This is a genomic window from Variovorax defluvii, assembly GCF_039541515.1.
Taxonomy (GTDB): Bacteria; Pseudomonadota; Gammaproteobacteria; order Burkholderiales; family Burkholderiaceae_C; genus Variovorax; species Variovorax defluvii.
The window spans coordinates 70,744-83,753 of record NZ_BAABGJ010000002.1; the positions used below are offsets into that span (position 1 = coordinate 70,744).

Here is a 13,010-nt window from a genome sequence, read left to right on the forward strand (position 1 = left end):
ATGAACTTCGAAGACTACTTCGCGCTGAACCAGCTCTACGCCGACTACGCCCGTGCCGTCGATTCCGGCAACTGGGACCTGTGGCCGGCTTTCTTCACCGAGGACTGCAGCTACCGCCTGCAGCCGCGCGAGAACCACGAGCGCGGCCTGCCGCTGGCCACGCTGTCCTTCGAGAGCCGCGGCATGCTGGAAGACCGCGTCTACGGCATCCGCGAGACCCTGTTCCACGACCCGTACTACCAGCGCCACGTGGTGGGCCAGCCGCTGGTGCACAAGGTGGACGCCGACGGGACCATCCACAGCGAGGCCAACTACGCGGTGTTCCGAACCAAGCTGAGCGAGCTGTCGACGGTGTTCAACGTGGGCCGCTACATCGACACCGTCGTGCGCAGGCCCGAGGGCCTGAAGTTCTCTTCGCGGCTCGTCGTCTACGACAGCGAAATGATCCCGAACTCCATCATCTATCCGATATGACGCCCAGCCCCGGGCTGCCGCGCAAGCAAGACAAGGACGAATCACGATGAGCACCACCACCACCACGGCCACCGAATGGACCGACGCCGCCGCCGTCGACGAACTGCCCGAAGACGACGTGCTGGGCGTCGAGGCCGGCGGCCTGGACATCGCCCTCTACAGCGTGGCAGGCGAGGTCTACGCCACCAGCAACACCTGCACCCACGGCCAGGCGCGCCTGTGCGACGGCTTCCTCGAAGGCCACGAGATCGAGTGCCCGCTGCACCAGGGCCGGTTCGACGTGCGCAGCGGCAAGGCGATGTGCGCACCGCTGACGGAGGACATCCGCACCTACCCCGTGAAAATCGAGGGCGGGCGGGTCTACCTGGCGCTGGGCGGGTGAGACCGGCGCAAGAAACCGCGGATCAAGGCGGCTGCAAGCGCTGCAGCAGCTCCAGGGTCGGAAAGCCGTCCGCGGGCAGGCCGATGCTGCGTTGATAGCGCCGCACGCCTTCGCGCGTGGCCGGCCCCATCACGCCATCGGGCACGCCGCTGGCGAAGCCGCGTTCGTTGAGCGCGGTCTGCAGCGCCATCATCTGACTGCGCGTCAACATGGCCAATTCGCGTGGCCAGGGGGCCTGCACGCCAGGGCCGCCGGCGATGCGTTGCGCCAGCAGTCCCACCGCGAGCGCGTAGCTGGTCGAATTGTTGTAGCGCAGGATGGCGCGGAAATTGGGGCCGACCAGGAAGGCGGGGCCGCGCGAGCCGGCCGGCAGCAGGACCCATGCGTCGGCGAAGACAGGCAATGGCTGGCCGTCCGCACTTTGCAGCCCTTCGGCCGCCCACTGCGTGCTCGACTGGCGGATCGACGGATCGGCGCGGGCAGGATCGAAGCCGGGAAACAGCCGGACCTCGGCACCCCAAGGCTGACCCGCCTGCCAGCCGGCGCGCGAGAGAAAGTGCGCGGTCGACGCCATCACGTCGGCCATGCTGCCCCAGATGTCGCGCCGGCCGTCGCCGTCGGCGTCCACCGCGTAGGCCAGGAAGCTCGAAGGCAGGAACTGCGTCTGGCCCATGGCGCCGGCCCAGGAGCCGATCATGGCTTCCCTGCCGATGTCACCCCTGTCGAGGATCTTCAAGGCCGCGAGCAGCTCGCCCCGCGCCCATTCCGCGCGGCGCCCTTCGAAGCCCAGCGTGGCCAGCGCGTCGATGGTCGAGGTGCTGCCGTAGTTGCTGCCGTAATTGCTCTCCATGCCCCAGACGGCGATCAGGATTTCGGGGGGCACGCCGTAGCGCGCCGCTGCCGTGTCGGCCTCGCTGCGCAGCTGCAGCAGCTTGTCCTGGCCGGCCGCGATGCGCTGGGCCGAGACCGCGTTGTCGAGATAGTTCCAGACCGCGCGCGTGAACTCGGGCTGCGCACGGTCCTGCTCGATGACGCTCGGGAGATACCGAGGGTTGTCGAAGGCTGCGTGCAAGGTCGCCTCGCCGACGCCTGCGGCCCGTGCGGTGTCGCGGAAATCGCTGATCCATTGCGCGAAGCCTTGCGGGTTCTGCGTCTCGTTGGTGGCCGTGGGCGTCGAAGGGGTGGGCGCTGCTGCCGGTGCCGGCACTCCGGCTGCAGGAGGCGGCGACGGCGCCGTGGCGCAGGCGCCGAGCAGCGTGGCCACAAGGGCCAGGCCCAGCCGCGCGCGGCGCAGCGATGAACGTGCGATCGGTGGCATCCGGCCCATTCTCGCCCGCGCCAGCAGCCGGGCGTGTAGGCGCGGCGATGATGATGCTGATGCGGATGCCCGGCAGGGCCGCGGCGCTCAGGGCCGCTCGAGCGTGATGAAGCTGTAGCGCAGCCCGTTGGACGCCACGTGCGACTCGCGTGCCGTCTCCCGCCATGAGGTGTCGAAGCGCGGCGCCCAGGCGTCGCCTTCGTAGTGGCGGTCGATCTCGGTCACGATGGCGCGCTGGGCCAGCGGCTCGGCCTCGGCGTAGATCTGTGCGCCGCCGATCACCCACACTTCCGGCTCCTCGGCTTGCTCGCAACGGGCCAGCGCCTCGCGCAGGCCTTCGGCACGCTCGGCGCCTTCGGCCTGCCAGTCCGGCTGCCGGGTGATCACGATGTTGCGCCGCCCCGGCAGCGGCCGGAAGCGCGGCGGGAGCGAGTCCCAGGTCTTGCGCCCCATGATTACCGGCGCGCCGGCGGTCTGCTGCTTGAAGTGGGCCATGTCCTCCGGCAGATGCCAGGGAATGCCGCCCTCGTGGCCGATCACGCCGTTGGCGGCGCGGGCGAGGATGAGGTTGATGCGGGTGGAGGTCATGGCGGACATTCTGGACTGACTACACCGCGACCGGCGCCTTGATCGGATCGTGGTGGCGGTAGTCCAGGATCTCGAAGTCCTCGTACTGGTAGTCGAAGATCGAGTCCGGCTTGCGCTTGATGCGCAGCGTCGGATAGGGGTAGGGCTCGCGGCTGAGCTGCAGCGCCACCTGCTCGGCGTGGTTGCTGTAGATGTGGCAGTCGCCGCCGGTCCAGATGAAGTCGCCCACGTCCAGGTCGCACTGCTGCGCCACCATGTGGGTGAGCAGCGCGTAGCTGGCGATGTTGAAGGGAACGCCCAGGAAGATGTCGGCGCTGCGCTGATAGAGCTGGCAGCTGAGGCGGCCGCGTTCGCCGTCTTTCTGCGGCGGCGCCACGTAGAACTGGAAGAAGGCATGGCATGGCATCAGCGCCATCTTCGGCAGGTCGGCCACGTTCCAGGCGCTCACGATGATGCGGCGCGAATCGGGGTCGGTCTTGAGGGTGTCGATCACCTGGCGGATCTGGTCGATGTGCCCGCCGTCCGGTGTCGGCCAGCTGCGCCATTGCACGCCGTAGACCGGGCCCAGGTCGCCGTCCTCCCGCGCCCATTCGTCCCAGATGGTGACGCCGCGCTCCTTGAGCCAGTTGTTGTCGCTGGAGCCGGTCAGGAACCACAGCAGCTCCACGATGATGGACTTGAGGTGCACCTTCTTCGTGGTGACCAGCGGAAAGCCCTCGTTCAGGTCGAAGCGCATCTGGTGGCCGAACACGCTTTTGGTGCCGGTGCCGGTGCGATCGCTCTTGTAGACGCCGTGGGTGGCCACGTGGCGCATGAAGTCTTCGTATTGGGAGCGGATGGGGCGGGTGGTCATGGAATGAAGCTGGTTTCAGTAGGAGCCGAACAGCGCGTCCAGTGCATCCTGCACCTGGTACTGCTCCGTGCGCAGGCTGGCGACGGGGCTGCGCAGCCAGCCGCGGGGGAAGGTGACAATGGTGGGCGTATCTAGCACGACCTCGCGTCCCTGGATGTGGAATAGGGGGTGAATGCGCTCCAGCCGGGCGCCATGGACGCGGGCATCGCGCATGGGAATGATCACTCGCGTCTCGACACTATCGAGATGGTCGTTCTGGACATCGAGGACGAACGGTGTGTGCCGGTGTTCGGACTTGTCGGGGTTGGCATACACGTCGAAGCGCGCCATGGTCTCAGGCAGCCTTCTTCTTGCCACCCGCCTCTGCCGTTAGCCGCCCGTCACCCAGGCTGCGCGCGACGGTGCGGTACTTCGCACCCCAGATGCCTTCGCTGCGGATGCGCTCGTTGTATTGCTCCAAGGCCTCCTTGTTGCGCTCCTTCCACTGGGCCCAGTAGACCCGCTCGACTTCCTTGGCGAGCAAGGCGTCAACCGTCTGCGACACGTTCATGCCAAGTTCGCGTGCCATCTCCAGCACCTTGCTGTTGAGTGAGAGGTTCGCGGCTTTCTTAGGCGCGTTGTCGAAGCGAAGCATGCACAGGCTCCTTGAGCGTGAGGAATGCGCATAGTTTACGCGCATGGACCCTGCGTGCGACCGGTTCAAGCAGCAAGTCCCGCCGTGCTGGCCGACACGATCTTCAACTGCGTATCACCCGCCCCGGATTCAACAGGTTCTGCGGATCCAGCCCGCGCTTGATGGCGCGCATCATCTCCAGTGCCACCGGCGACTTGTGCGCCTCCAGCGTCTCGACCTTCAGCGAGCCCACGCCGTGTTCGGCCGAGAAGGAGCCGCCGAAGCGCCGCACCGCCTCGTAGACCAGATCGTTGATGCGCTCCTCGTGGTCGCGCAGGAAGTCCCCGTTGGGCGCACCGGCCGGCGCCTGCACGTTGTAGTGCAGATTGCCGTCGCCAAGATGACCGAAGTTCACCAGCCGCACGCCGGGCATCTCGCGCTCCAGCAGGGCATCGGTCTCGGCCACGAAGGCCGGGATGCGCGACACCGGGATCGAGATGTCGTGCTTGATGTTGAGCCCTTCCTCGGCCTGCGCCAGCGGGATGCTTTCGCGCACGTGCCACAGCTGGTGCGCCTGGGTCAGGTTCTCGGCCACCACGGCGTCGCTCACGCAGCCGGACTCGAAGGCCGTTTCGAGCAGGGCCTCGAAGCGCGCGCGCGCATGCTCTTCCGATTCGTTGTCGGAGTTCTCCAGCAGCACGCAGTAGGGCACGCCGTCGTCCTCGATGAAGGGCACGCGCAGGGCCGGGAAGTGCCTGGCCACCAGGCTGAGCGCGAAGCGGCCCATCACCTCGAAGCCGGTGAGCCCGGCGCCCAGGCGCCGGTGGGCCAGGCCCAGCAGTTCCACCGCCTGTTCCATCGTGGGCACGGCGGCCCAGGCGGTCAGGCGCGCCGCCGGCAGGGGATACAGCTTCAGCGTGGCCGCGGTGATGATGCCCAGCGTGCCCTCGCTGCCGATCATGAGGTCGCGCAGGTCGTAGCCGGTGTTGTCCTTGCGCAGGCCGCTGGTGCCTTCCCAGATGCCGCCTTGCGGCGTGACCACCTCCAGGCCCAGGCACAGCTCGCGCGCATTGCCGTAGCGCAGCACCTGCGTGCCGCCGGCATTGGTCGCGAGGTTGCCGCCGATGGTGCAACTGCCTTCGGCTGCCAGGCTCAACGGAAACAGGAAGCCGGCCTTCTCGGCGGTCTCCTGCAGCGACTGCAGCACGCAGCCGGCCTCCACCGTCATCGTCAGGTTGGCGGCATCCACCTCGCGCACCGCGTTCATGCGCTGCAGGCTCAGCACCACCTGGGTGCCGCTCTCGTCTGGGATGGAGCCCACGGCGAGGCCGGTGTTGCCGCCCTGCGGCACGATCGTCGTGTCTGCTGCCGCGCAGGCCTTCACCACCTCGGCCACCTGCGCGGTGCTGCCGGGGCGCACCACGGCCAGCGCCTTGCCGCGGGAGCGCTTGCGCCAATCCTGCTCCCAGGCAGCGAGGTCGCCCTCGCTCAGCACGTTGGCGCCGCCGACGATGCGGCGCAGTTTTTCGATCAACACGGTCTTCATGGGGAACCTCCGCTTTCGTGCAGCCGTGCGGCGTCCACTGGAGTACCTTCGTGGCCGCGGGTCCTGGCGTGGCGCAGGCGGGCGCGAACATGCCAGGCGCAGGCGGCGAAGAGCGCGAGGCACAGCAGCACCTCGGCCAGCGCGAGCACGCGGCTGGCGCCGGTCGCGTCGCTCCAGGCGCGCACCACGCCCTCGGTGAAATAGAGCCAGACCAGCAGGCTGACCCAGCGGTAGGTGTACATGCGGTTCTTCAGGATGCCGGCCAGCGGGATCGCCAGCGGCAGCACCTTGAGCGCCAGCCAGGACCCGCCCGGGCGCAGCGGCGCCAGCCACAGCTCCCAGGCCAGGCCCAGCGCGATCAGCCCGAGCAGGCTGCCGGCGGCGAGCCAGCGCGTGGCTGAGACGGAAAAGGGGGTGGCGGAAGCGTTCACGTCGGCGGAATCGGGGCGGTCGGCGCCGGCTGGCAGAAGACCCGGTGGCATGATAGCCGCCATGAATCGCCGGCAACTCTGGAGGGATCTCTCGCAGTTTCCCTGGGGCAACACGGCGGCGGTGCTGGGCGAGCGCTTTCGCGAGGACCGCCTGGGCCTCACCGCCAGCAGCCTCACCTTCACCACCACCATCGCCATGGTGCCTTTCTTCGCCGTGGCGTTGGCGCTGTTCACGGTCTTTCCCATGTTCGCCGCCATGCAGGGGCGGGTGCAGCGCTGGCTGATCGAGAGCCTGATCCCCGACAACATCGCGCGCCAGGTGCTGGGCTACCTCCACCAGTTCGCCAGCAAGGCCAGCGAGCTGGGCGTGGCCGGCCTGGTGGTGCTGCTGGCCACGGCGATCGCGCTGATCCTCACCATCGACAAGACGCTCAACAACATCTGGCGGGTGCGCAGGCCGCGGCCCTTCGCGCAGCGGGTGCTGATCTACTGGGCCGCCATCACCCTCGGCCCGCTGGTGCTGGCCCTGAGCCTGAGCACCACCGCCTATGTTTTTTCGGTCTCGCGGGAGTGGGTCGGCCGCGGCATCCTCAAGCTGGTGTTCGACACCTTCGAATTCGTGCTGCTGGCCGGCGGCATGGCCTCGCTCTATCACTACGTGCCGAACACGACCGTCAAATGGGCCCACGCCTGGGCCGGCGGCTTCTTCGTGGCGACCGCGATCGAACTCGCCAAGCGGGTGCTGGGCTACTACCTGAGCCTGGTGCCCACCTATTCGGTGCTGTACGGCGCCTTCGCCACGGTGCCGATCCTGCTGGTGTGGATCTACGTGGCCTGGGTGATCGTGCTGCTGGGCGCCGTGATCGCCGCCTACCTGCCCAGCCTGCTGGCCGGCGTGGCGCGACGCGGCGGGATGGCCGGCTGGCCGCTGCAACTGGCCGTGGAGGTGCTGCAGCACCTGGCGCAGGCGCGGGATTCCCAGGCCAGGGGGCTGGGCGCGGCCGAGCTGGTCGCCCGCATGCGGGTCGACGCGCTGCAACTCGCGCCGGTGCTGGAGACGCTGGTGGCGCTCGACTGGGTCGGGCCGCTGGCCGAAGAGCCGGACGACGAGGACCCGCGCTACGTGCTGCTGGCCGACCCGGCCCGCACCCCGTTGGAGCCGCTGCTGCGCGAACTCCTGCTGCCGCAGGCGCCGCCCCTCGATAACCTGTGGCAGAAAGGCCCCTTGCGATCGCTGCTGCTGCAGGATTTGCTGCCGTATCGATAATGACCGGGCTTTCGCTTCGCTCCCATCTCTTTCATCCAGCCTTGAACGATTCCATGACCCCCGCCACCCTGGATGCCGCCGGCGACACCTTGTGGGTGGTCTGCCTCTGCGCCGACTGGTGCGGCAGCTGCCGCGAGTACCGGCCGCTGTTCGAGCAGGTGGCGCGGGCGCATCCGCAGTTCCGCTTCGCCTGGGTCGACATCGAGGACCATGCCGACCTGGCCGACGACTTCGACGTCGAGACCTTTCCCACCCTGCTGGTGGCCGGCGAATCCGGCACCCGCTTCCTCGGCCCGCTGCTGCCGCATGCCGAGACGCTGTCGCGCATGCTCGGCGCGCTGCAGGCCGGACAGCCGCCGGCGCCGGAGGTGCGCACACTGATCGCCGCGCTGGGGCGCGACCCGGGCCGCTTCGAGGTCAGCACCTGACGAACGGCCGCCCATGAAGGTCCTGCTCTTCGGCGCGACCGGCATGGTGGGGCAGGGCGTGTTGCGCGAATGCCTGCTCGACCCCGGCGTGATGCAGGTGCTGAGCGTCGGGCGCCGCATGACCGGCCAGGCCCATCCCAAGCTCGAGGAACTGGTGGTGCCGGACATGCTCGACTACGGCGAGGTCGAGGACCGGCTGGCCGGCTACGATGCCTGTTTTTTCTGCCTCGGCGTGTCTTCGGTCGGCATGAGCGAGGCCGACTACCGCCGCGTGACCGTCGACCTCACGCTGGCCGCCGCCCGCGTGCTGGTGCGGCTGAATCCGCAGATGTGCTTCATCTACGTCTCCGGCGCCGGCACCGACAGCACCGAACGCGGCCCCAGCATGTGGGCCCGCGTCAAGGGCGAGACCGAGAACGCGCTGATGCGCCTGCCTTTCCGGGCCGCCTACATGTTCCGCCCCGGCTTCATCCAGCCCATGAACGGCGTGCGCTCCAGGACGGCGCTGTACCGCGTGATCTACGTGCTGGCCACGCCCGTGTTCGGCCTGGTGCGCTGGCTGTGGCCGAACCGCGTCACGACCAGCGAGCAGGTCGGCCGCGCCATGCTGGCCGCGGCCCGCCACGGCGCGCCCACGCCGCTGGTGGAGGTGCCCGACATCAACGCGCTGCGCTGACGATCAACGCGCCGCGCTGAAGAAGTCGCGCAGCGCGAACAGCACCTCGTCCGGCGCCTCGCTCATCAGCGCGTGTCCTGCCGCGACCTGTACCGTCCGCCCGTCGCGCGCCTTCGCCGCGAGCGCCTGGGTGGCTCGCGGCGGCGTCATCTGGTCGGAGCGGCCCAGCACGAACAGGACCGGGCACTGCACCGCGGCCATCGCGGCCTCGCCGTTGGCGTAGTCGTTGCAGGCTTTGAAGCCGACGTGGAACACGTTGACCTCGCGGTTGCTCGCCAGCACGCGGCGCATCAGCGCGCGCGAGCCGCCGTAGAGCCAGGTGCCCGGCCCCAGCGTGGAGGGCGGCGGCGCCAGCATCGAGTGCGAGAAGCTGTTGACCATGGCGATGGCGCGCTGCGGGTCGTCCAGCGAAGCTTCGAGCAGGGCGGGCGACACGGTCATCGGGTAGGCCGTGCCCACCATCGCGAGGTGCGTGACGCGTTCGGGCGCGCGTGCCGCGGCCTCCAGCGCGATCAGCGAGCCGAAGCTGTGGCCGGCCAGCGCCGCCTTCTCGACGCCTGCCGCATCGAGCAGCGCCAGCACGAACTGGGCGGCCGCCTCCACGCTGGTGGGCGGCGGGCCTTCGCTGCGGCAGTGCCCCGGCAGGTCCACCGCCAGCACGTTCCAGCCGTGGTGGGCGAACCAGCGGCTCTGCAGGATCCACACGCTGTGGTCGTTGAGCACGCCGTGGATGAAGACCACGGTCGGCTTCGCGGCATCGAAGGGCTTGCCGCCGGTGTAGCAGTAGGTCTTGTGGCCGTCGACGAGGAGTTCCATCATGCACCCGCCTTTTCCGCGGCCTTCAGCGCGCGCTTCAGGTCATCGATGAGGTCCGCCGGATCCTCCAGCCCGATCGACAGGCGGATGGTGCCCTGCGAGATCCCGGCCGCCGCCAGTGCCTCATCCGTCATGCGGAAGTGCGTGGTGCTGGCCGGGTGGATCACCAGGCTGCGGCAGTCGCCCACGTTGGCCAGGTGGCTGAAGAGCTTGAGCGCCTCGATGAACACCTTGCCCTGCTGCCGGTTGCCCTTGAGGTCGAAGCTGAACACCGCGCCCGCGCCCTTGGCGCCATGGCGCAGCAGCCGGTTGGCCAGTGCGTGGCTGGGATGCGATTCGAGCAGCGGATGGCCCACGTGCGCCACGAAAGGGTGCGCGGCCAGGAACTCCACCACCTTCTGCGTGTTGTCGATGTGCCGCTCCATGCGCAGCGGCAGCGTCTCGATGCCCTGCAGGATCAGCCAGGCCGTGTGCGGACTCATCGAGGCGCCGAAGTCGCGCAGCCCCTCGCGCCGGGCGCGCAGCAGGAAGGCCCCCACCGTGCTCTCCTCGCTGAACACCATGTTGTGGAAGCCCTCGTAGGCCTGGGTCAGCTCGGCGAACTTGCCCGAGCGCTCCCAGTCGAAGCTGCCCGCATCGACCACCACGCCCCCGATCACCGTGCCGTGGCCGGAGAGGAACTTGGTGGCCGAGTGGTACACCAGGTCCGCCCCCCAGTCGAATGGCTTGATCAGGTAGGGCGAGGTGAGGGTGGAGTCCACCAGCAGCGGCACACCGGCCGCGTGCGCGATCTCGCTCACGGCCGGGATGTCGAGCACGTCCAGGCCCGGGTTGCCGACGGTCTCGCCGAAGAGCAGCCGCGTCTCGGGCCGGATGGCGGCGCGCCAGGCGTCCAGGTCGCCCGGCTTGACGAAGGTGGTCTCGATGCCGAAGCGCCGCAGCGTGTAGTGCAGAAGGTTCTGCGAGCCGCCGTAGAGCGCGGTGCTGGCCACGATGTGCGCGCCCGCGCCCATCAGTGTGGCGATGGCCAGGTGCAGCGCTGCCTGGCCGCTGGCCGTCGCGATCGCGCCGATGCCGCCTTCCAGCGCCGCGACGCGCTGTTCCAGCACCGCGTTGGTCGGGTTGCTGATGCGCGAGTACACGTGGCCGGCGCGCTCCAGGTTGAAGAGCGCGGCCGCATGGTCGCTCGACTCGAACACGAAGGAAGTGCTCAGGTGGATGGGCACGGCGCGCGCGCCGGTGGCGGGGTCGGGCGCTGCGCCGGCGTGCAGCGCGAGCGTGTCGAAGCCGGGATCGGAGTAGCCGGGCATGGGGACCTTTCGAAGCGGGAGCGTTTCTGCAATGCCCCGTTACGCACGCCATGCCTGCATCGGCGGCAGGGCCGGGGACGGGCGGCCATTGTGGGCTATATTCAATTCGGCATCAGCACCTGAGCATGAGAGGAGCATCACGATGAAAGTCAGCGACATCCTGCGCGTCAAGGGAAACGCGCTCTTCACCGTCACCCCTGACACGCCGCTGTCCGCGGCGGTCAACACCATGGCCGAAAAGGACATCGGTTCGCTCGTGGTCATGGAGCATGGCGATCTCGTGGGCATGCTGACTTTCCGCGAGGTGATCGTCGCCATCGTCGGCAACGGCGGCCAGGTCGGCAGCACGCTGGTGCGCAAGGCCATGGACGACCACCCCGTCACCTGCACCCAGGAAACCGACCTGGACGAAGTGCGCCGCATCATGCTGGAGCGCCACGCCCGCTACATGCCGGTCATGGACAAGCGCATGCTGATGGGCGTGATCAGCTTCTACGACGTGGCCAAGGCCGTGGTGGACAGCCAGAACTTCGAGAACAAGATGCTTAAGGCCTACATCCGCGACTGGCCGGCGGAGGACGAGTCGTCCTGAGGATTCTCGAAATGCGGGCTCCGGCGAAGATCGTCCAGCGCTTTTCTTTCGCCAGCCCCGTCAACCCAGCGCCTTGCTCACCGTGACGACGCCGTAAGTCAGGATCGAGCCGTCACGAGCGCCATGCCTTGCATCCCAGATCGCGGGCGCTGCTCACCGCTTCGGCGGCGCCTGGCAGCGCCTTGCTGCGGGCCACCAACGTACCGTCGATATCGCTACTAAAAATGGTAGTTTCTCTTCGGATGAGGGTGTGATATTGCCGGCCTACTCCGCCCCATGATTCAGTGGACTGAGCCATGAACCTGGTGCCCTTCGTCAGCGTGGATGGCACGCCGTTCTCCACCACGTGGGAAGACATGCTGAAGGCGCGGGGGCAGCCCCTGCGCACTGGCCGCAACGGCGTGGGCCTGAACGAACTGGACTATGGTTCGGTGGTGTACCGCTTCCAGGACAGCGGCCGCCTGGAGGAGATCACCCAGCAGGCGCCGCTCCTCCTCATCGGCTGGCAGACCGTGTCCTTCGATGCGCTGGCATCCTTCGTGCGCAGCGAGGACCCGGGCACCTTCGAGCGCGCGGGCTTCCTGGTTTCGCCGCGCTTCGGTCTGGCTTTCGATCCGGAGGAGCCGCACTGGGTGACGGCGCTGGCGGCGCATTGCCTGGACGCGTGGCGCGCGATCTGAGCGCAGATGCGTGCCCCGCTGCGTCAGCCGCGGCGCCCGCGCGTCCCGTGGGGCCTGCTGGCCGGCGCCTGCGCGGCGGGTATCGCTGACGGCCCCGACGCGGCCAGGTGCTTCAGCAGCAACTCCGCCGCCGGCGACAACTGCCCACCCGCCTGCGCCGCCATCAGCAGCCGCCGTTCCGCCCAAAGATCGCTGAGCCGCAGCACCTTCAGGCCCAGTACGCTCACCTGCGCCGAGCAGGCTGCCAGCGGCACCACGCCGATGCCCAGGCCGGCCGCGATCATGTGGCACATCGCGTCGAAGCTGCGCACCTGCACGCGCAGCCGCATCGGAATGCCGGCCTGCTCGGCCGCGCGCGAGGTCAGCTCCAGCAGCGAGCTGCTGCGGTTCAGGCCCACGAACTCGTGGGCGAGGCAGGCCTTGAAGCTCACCCGCTTCGCGCGCGCCAGCGGGTGCTGGCGTGCGCACAGCACCACCAGCTCGTCGGTCTGGAAGGGCATCACCTCCAGCCCGTAGGCCGGGGTGTTCTCGGCGAACACGCCGACGTCGGCCAGGCCGTCGACCAGCGCGCGCACGATGTCGCCGCTGAGCTGCTCCTCCACCTCGACGCGGATGTCCGGGTGCCGCTCGAGAAAGGTGGCCAGCGCCGTGGGCAGGAACTCGGTGAGCGCCGACATGTTGGCCCACAGCCGCACATGGCCGCGGACGCCGCTGGCGTAGTCGCCCAGTTCGCTGCTGAACTGCTCGAAGCCCTGGAACAGGCGCATGGCATGCTGCACGGCGACGTGGCCGGCAGGCGTGAGCGCGATGCCCTGGGCGCTGCGCTCCAGCAACTTCGAGCCAGCGGCGCTTTCGAAGTCGGACAGGCGGCGGCTCGCGGCGGACAGCGCCAGGTGGCAGGCCTCGGCGCCCTTGGTGATGCTGCCCGACTGTGCCACCGCGCAGAACAGGCGCAGGGTGACGAAATCGACGCGTGCGGGATTGATGCTGCGGGCCATGGCAGGGATTCTAGGAAGGGCCTTCGCGTTTTGCGAAG

At 68.7% G+C, this 13,010-nt stretch carries 17 protein-coding genes; 7 read left to right on the forward strand and 10 right to left on the reverse strand.

The window, feature by feature from the left end; all coding sequences use genetic code 11:
• Positions 1–474: an aromatic-ring-hydroxylating dioxygenase subunit beta gene (locus ABEA07_RS01700; protein ID WP_345535467.1), complete on the forward strand. Its 474-nt coding sequence runs from the start codon at positions 1–3 to the stop codon at positions 472–474.
• A 46-nt stretch (positions 475–520) separates the two neighbouring features.
• Positions 521–856 carry a non-heme iron oxygenase ferredoxin subunit gene (locus ABEA07_RS01705; protein WP_345535468.1) on the forward strand — a complete coding sequence of 112 codons (336 nt, stop codon included), beginning with the start codon at positions 521–523 and terminating at the stop codon, positions 854–856.
• Between the two features lie 22 nt (positions 857–878).
• On the opposite strand, the gene ABEA07_RS01710 is transcribed toward ABEA07_RS01705, so the two are convergent.
• From ABEA07_RS01710 to ABEA07_RS01740, 7 genes are all read right to left on the reverse strand, one after another.
• The gene (locus ABEA07_RS01710; protein WP_345535470.1) at positions 879–2,174 is read right to left on the reverse strand and encodes a lytic murein transglycosylase; all 1,296 of its coding nucleotides are present in this window, start codon (positions 2,172–2,174) and stop codon (positions 879–881) included.
• An 87-nt stretch (positions 2,175–2,261) separates the two neighbouring features.
• Positions 2,262–2,762, reverse strand: a complete 501-nt coding sequence (locus ABEA07_RS01715; RefSeq protein ID WP_345535472.1) for a dihydrofolate reductase — start codon at positions 2,760–2,762, stop codon at positions 2,262–2,264.
• Positions 2,763–2,781: 19 nt separating this feature from the next.
• Complete coding sequence (locus ABEA07_RS01720) at positions 2,782–3,615, reverse strand: thymidylate synthase (protein WP_345535473.1); 834 nt, start codon at positions 3,613–3,615, stop codon at positions 2,782–2,784.
• A 15-nt stretch (positions 3,616–3,630) separates the two neighbouring features.
• Positions 3,631–3,945, reverse strand: coding sequence for a CcdB family protein (locus ABEA07_RS01725; protein WP_345535474.1), 315 nt, complete (start codon positions 3,943–3,945; stop codon positions 3,631–3,633).
• A gap of 4 nt (positions 3,946–3,949) precedes the next feature.
• On the reverse strand, positions 3,950–4,249 hold the full coding sequence (locus ABEA07_RS01730; RefSeq protein WP_345535476.1) for a type II toxin-antitoxin system CcdA family antitoxin: 300 nt from the start codon (positions 4,247–4,249) through the stop codon (positions 3,950–3,952).
• Between the two features lie 103 nt (positions 4,250–4,352).
• Positions 4,353–5,774: an FAD-binding oxidoreductase gene (locus ABEA07_RS01735; protein WP_345535477.1), complete on the reverse strand. Its 1,422-nt coding sequence runs from the start codon at positions 5,772–5,774 to the stop codon at positions 4,353–4,355.
• Complete coding sequence (locus ABEA07_RS01740) at positions 5,771–6,256, reverse strand: DUF2069 domain-containing protein (RefSeq protein ID WP_345535478.1); 486 nt, start codon at positions 6,254–6,256, stop codon at positions 5,771–5,773. Before ABEA07_RS01740 ends, ABEA07_RS01735 begins: the two co-directional genes overlap by 4 nt.
• On the opposite strand from ABEA07_RS01740, the gene ABEA07_RS01745 reads away from it, so the two are divergent.
• The 3 genes from ABEA07_RS01745 to ABEA07_RS01755 are packed head-to-tail and all read left to right on the forward strand — an operon-like array spanning position 6,255 to position 8,576.
• The gene (locus tag ABEA07_RS01745; protein ID WP_345535479.1) at positions 6,255–7,472 is read left to right on the forward strand and encodes a YihY family inner membrane protein; all 1,218 of its coding nucleotides are present in this window, start codon (positions 6,255–6,257) and stop codon (positions 7,470–7,472) included. The genes ABEA07_RS01740 and ABEA07_RS01745 overlap by 2 nt on opposite strands.
• Positions 7,473–7,525: 53 nt before the next feature.
• Positions 7,526–7,900 carry a thioredoxin family protein gene (locus tag ABEA07_RS01750; protein WP_345535480.1) on the forward strand — a complete coding sequence of 125 codons (375 nt, stop codon included), beginning with the start codon at positions 7,526–7,528 and terminating at the stop codon, positions 7,898–7,900.
• Positions 7,901–7,913: 13 nt separating this feature from the next.
• Entirely contained in the window at positions 7,914–8,576 is a 663-nt protein-coding gene (locus tag ABEA07_RS01755; protein ID WP_345535481.1) for an NAD-dependent epimerase/dehydratase family protein, read from the forward strand.
• A 3-nt stretch (positions 8,577–8,579) separates the two neighbouring features.
• Here ABEA07_RS01755 and ABEA07_RS01760 read toward each other — a convergent pair whose 3' ends face one another.
• Both ABEA07_RS01760 and ABEA07_RS01765 read right to left on the reverse strand, forming a co-directional pair.
• Positions 8,580–9,392 carry an alpha/beta fold hydrolase gene (locus tag ABEA07_RS01760; protein ID WP_345535697.1) on the reverse strand — a complete coding sequence of 271 codons (813 nt, stop codon included), beginning with the start codon at positions 9,390–9,392 and terminating at the stop codon, positions 8,580–8,582.
• Positions 9,392–10,702 carry an O-acetylhomoserine aminocarboxypropyltransferase gene (locus ABEA07_RS01765; protein WP_345535482.1) on the reverse strand — a complete coding sequence of 437 codons (1,311 nt, stop codon included), beginning with the start codon at positions 10,700–10,702 and terminating at the stop codon, positions 9,392–9,394. Before ABEA07_RS01765 ends, ABEA07_RS01760 begins: the two co-directional genes overlap by 1 nt.
• A gap of 142 nt (positions 10,703–10,844) precedes the next feature.
• Here ABEA07_RS01765 and ABEA07_RS01770 point away from each other — a divergent pair, with 142 nt between their 5' ends.
• Positions 10,845–11,294, forward strand: a complete 450-nt coding sequence (locus ABEA07_RS01770) for a CBS domain-containing protein (protein ID WP_345535483.1) — start codon at positions 10,845–10,847, stop codon at positions 11,292–11,294.
• Between the two features lie 296 nt (positions 11,295–11,590).
• A complete protein-coding gene (locus tag ABEA07_RS01775) occupies positions 11,591–11,974 on the forward strand; it encodes a hypothetical protein (protein WP_345535485.1) in 384 nt (127 codons plus the stop codon).
• 23 nt (positions 11,975–11,997) lie between these two features.
• On the opposite strand, the gene ABEA07_RS01780 is transcribed toward ABEA07_RS01775, so the two are convergent.
• Positions 11,998–12,972, reverse strand: a complete 975-nt coding sequence (locus ABEA07_RS01780) for a LysR family transcriptional regulator (protein ID WP_345535486.1) — start codon at positions 12,970–12,972, stop codon at positions 11,998–12,000.
• Positions 12,973–13,010: the final 38 nt, after the last annotated feature.

Excerpts from the sequence above, each read along its gene's own strand:
- ABEA07_RS01750 (WP_345535480.1), top strand. The coding sequence starts at position 7,526 with ATGACCCCCGCCACCCTGGATGCCGCCGGCGACACCTTGTGGGTGGTC.
- ABEA07_RS01745 (WP_345535479.1), top strand. The coding sequence starts at position 6,255 with ATGATAGCCGCCATGAATCGCCGGCAACTCTGGAGGGATCTCTCGCAG.
- ABEA07_RS01760 (WP_345535697.1), bottom strand. The coding sequence starts at position 9,392 with ATGGAACTCCTCGTCGACGGCCACAAGACCTACTGCTACACCGGCGGC.
- ABEA07_RS01765 (WP_345535482.1), bottom strand. The coding sequence starts at position 10,702 with ATGCCCGGCTACTCCGATCCCGGCTTCGACACGCTCGCGCTGCACGCC.
- ABEA07_RS01770 (WP_345535483.1), top strand. The coding sequence starts at position 10,845 with ATGAAAGTCAGCGACATCCTGCGCGTCAAGGGAAACGCGCTCTTCACC.
- ABEA07_RS01710 (WP_345535470.1), bottom strand. The coding sequence starts at position 2,174 with ATGCCACCGATCGCACGTTCATCGCTGCGCCGCGCGCGGCTGGGCCTG.
- ABEA07_RS01775 (WP_345535485.1), top strand. The coding sequence starts at position 11,591 with ATGAACCTGGTGCCCTTCGTCAGCGTGGATGGCACGCCGTTCTCCACC.
- ABEA07_RS01705 (WP_345535468.1), top strand. The coding sequence starts at position 521 with ATGAGCACCACCACCACCACGGCCACCGAATGGACCGACGCCGCCGCC.
- ABEA07_RS01715 (WP_345535472.1), bottom strand. The coding sequence starts at position 2,762 with ATGACCTCCACCCGCATCAACCTCATCCTCGCCCGCGCCGCCAACGGC.
- ABEA07_RS01725 (WP_345535474.1), bottom strand. The coding sequence starts at position 3,945 with ATGGCGCGCTTCGACGTGTATGCCAACCCCGACAAGTCCGAACACCGG.
- ABEA07_RS01735 (WP_345535477.1), bottom strand. The coding sequence starts at position 5,774 with ATGAAGACCGTGTTGATCGAAAAACTGCGCCGCATCGTCGGCGGCGCC.
- ABEA07_RS01755 (WP_345535481.1), top strand. The coding sequence starts at position 7,914 with ATGAAGGTCCTGCTCTTCGGCGCGACCGGCATGGTGGGGCAGGGCGTG.
- ABEA07_RS01720 (WP_345535473.1), bottom strand. The coding sequence starts at position 3,615 with ATGACCACCCGCCCCATCCGCTCCCAATACGAAGACTTCATGCGCCAC.
- ABEA07_RS01730 (WP_345535476.1), bottom strand. The coding sequence starts at position 4,249 with ATGCTTCGCTTCGACAACGCGCCTAAGAAAGCCGCGAACCTCTCACTC.
- ABEA07_RS01700 (WP_345535467.1), top strand. The coding sequence starts at position 1 with ATGAACTTCGAAGACTACTTCGCGCTGAACCAGCTCTACGCCGACTAC.
- ABEA07_RS01780 (WP_345535486.1), bottom strand. The coding sequence starts at position 12,972 with ATGGCCCGCAGCATCAATCCCGCACGCGTCGATTTCGTCACCCTGCGC.
- ABEA07_RS01740 (WP_345535478.1), bottom strand. The coding sequence starts at position 6,256 with ATGCCACCGGGTCTTCTGCCAGCCGGCGCCGACCGCCCCGATTCCGCC.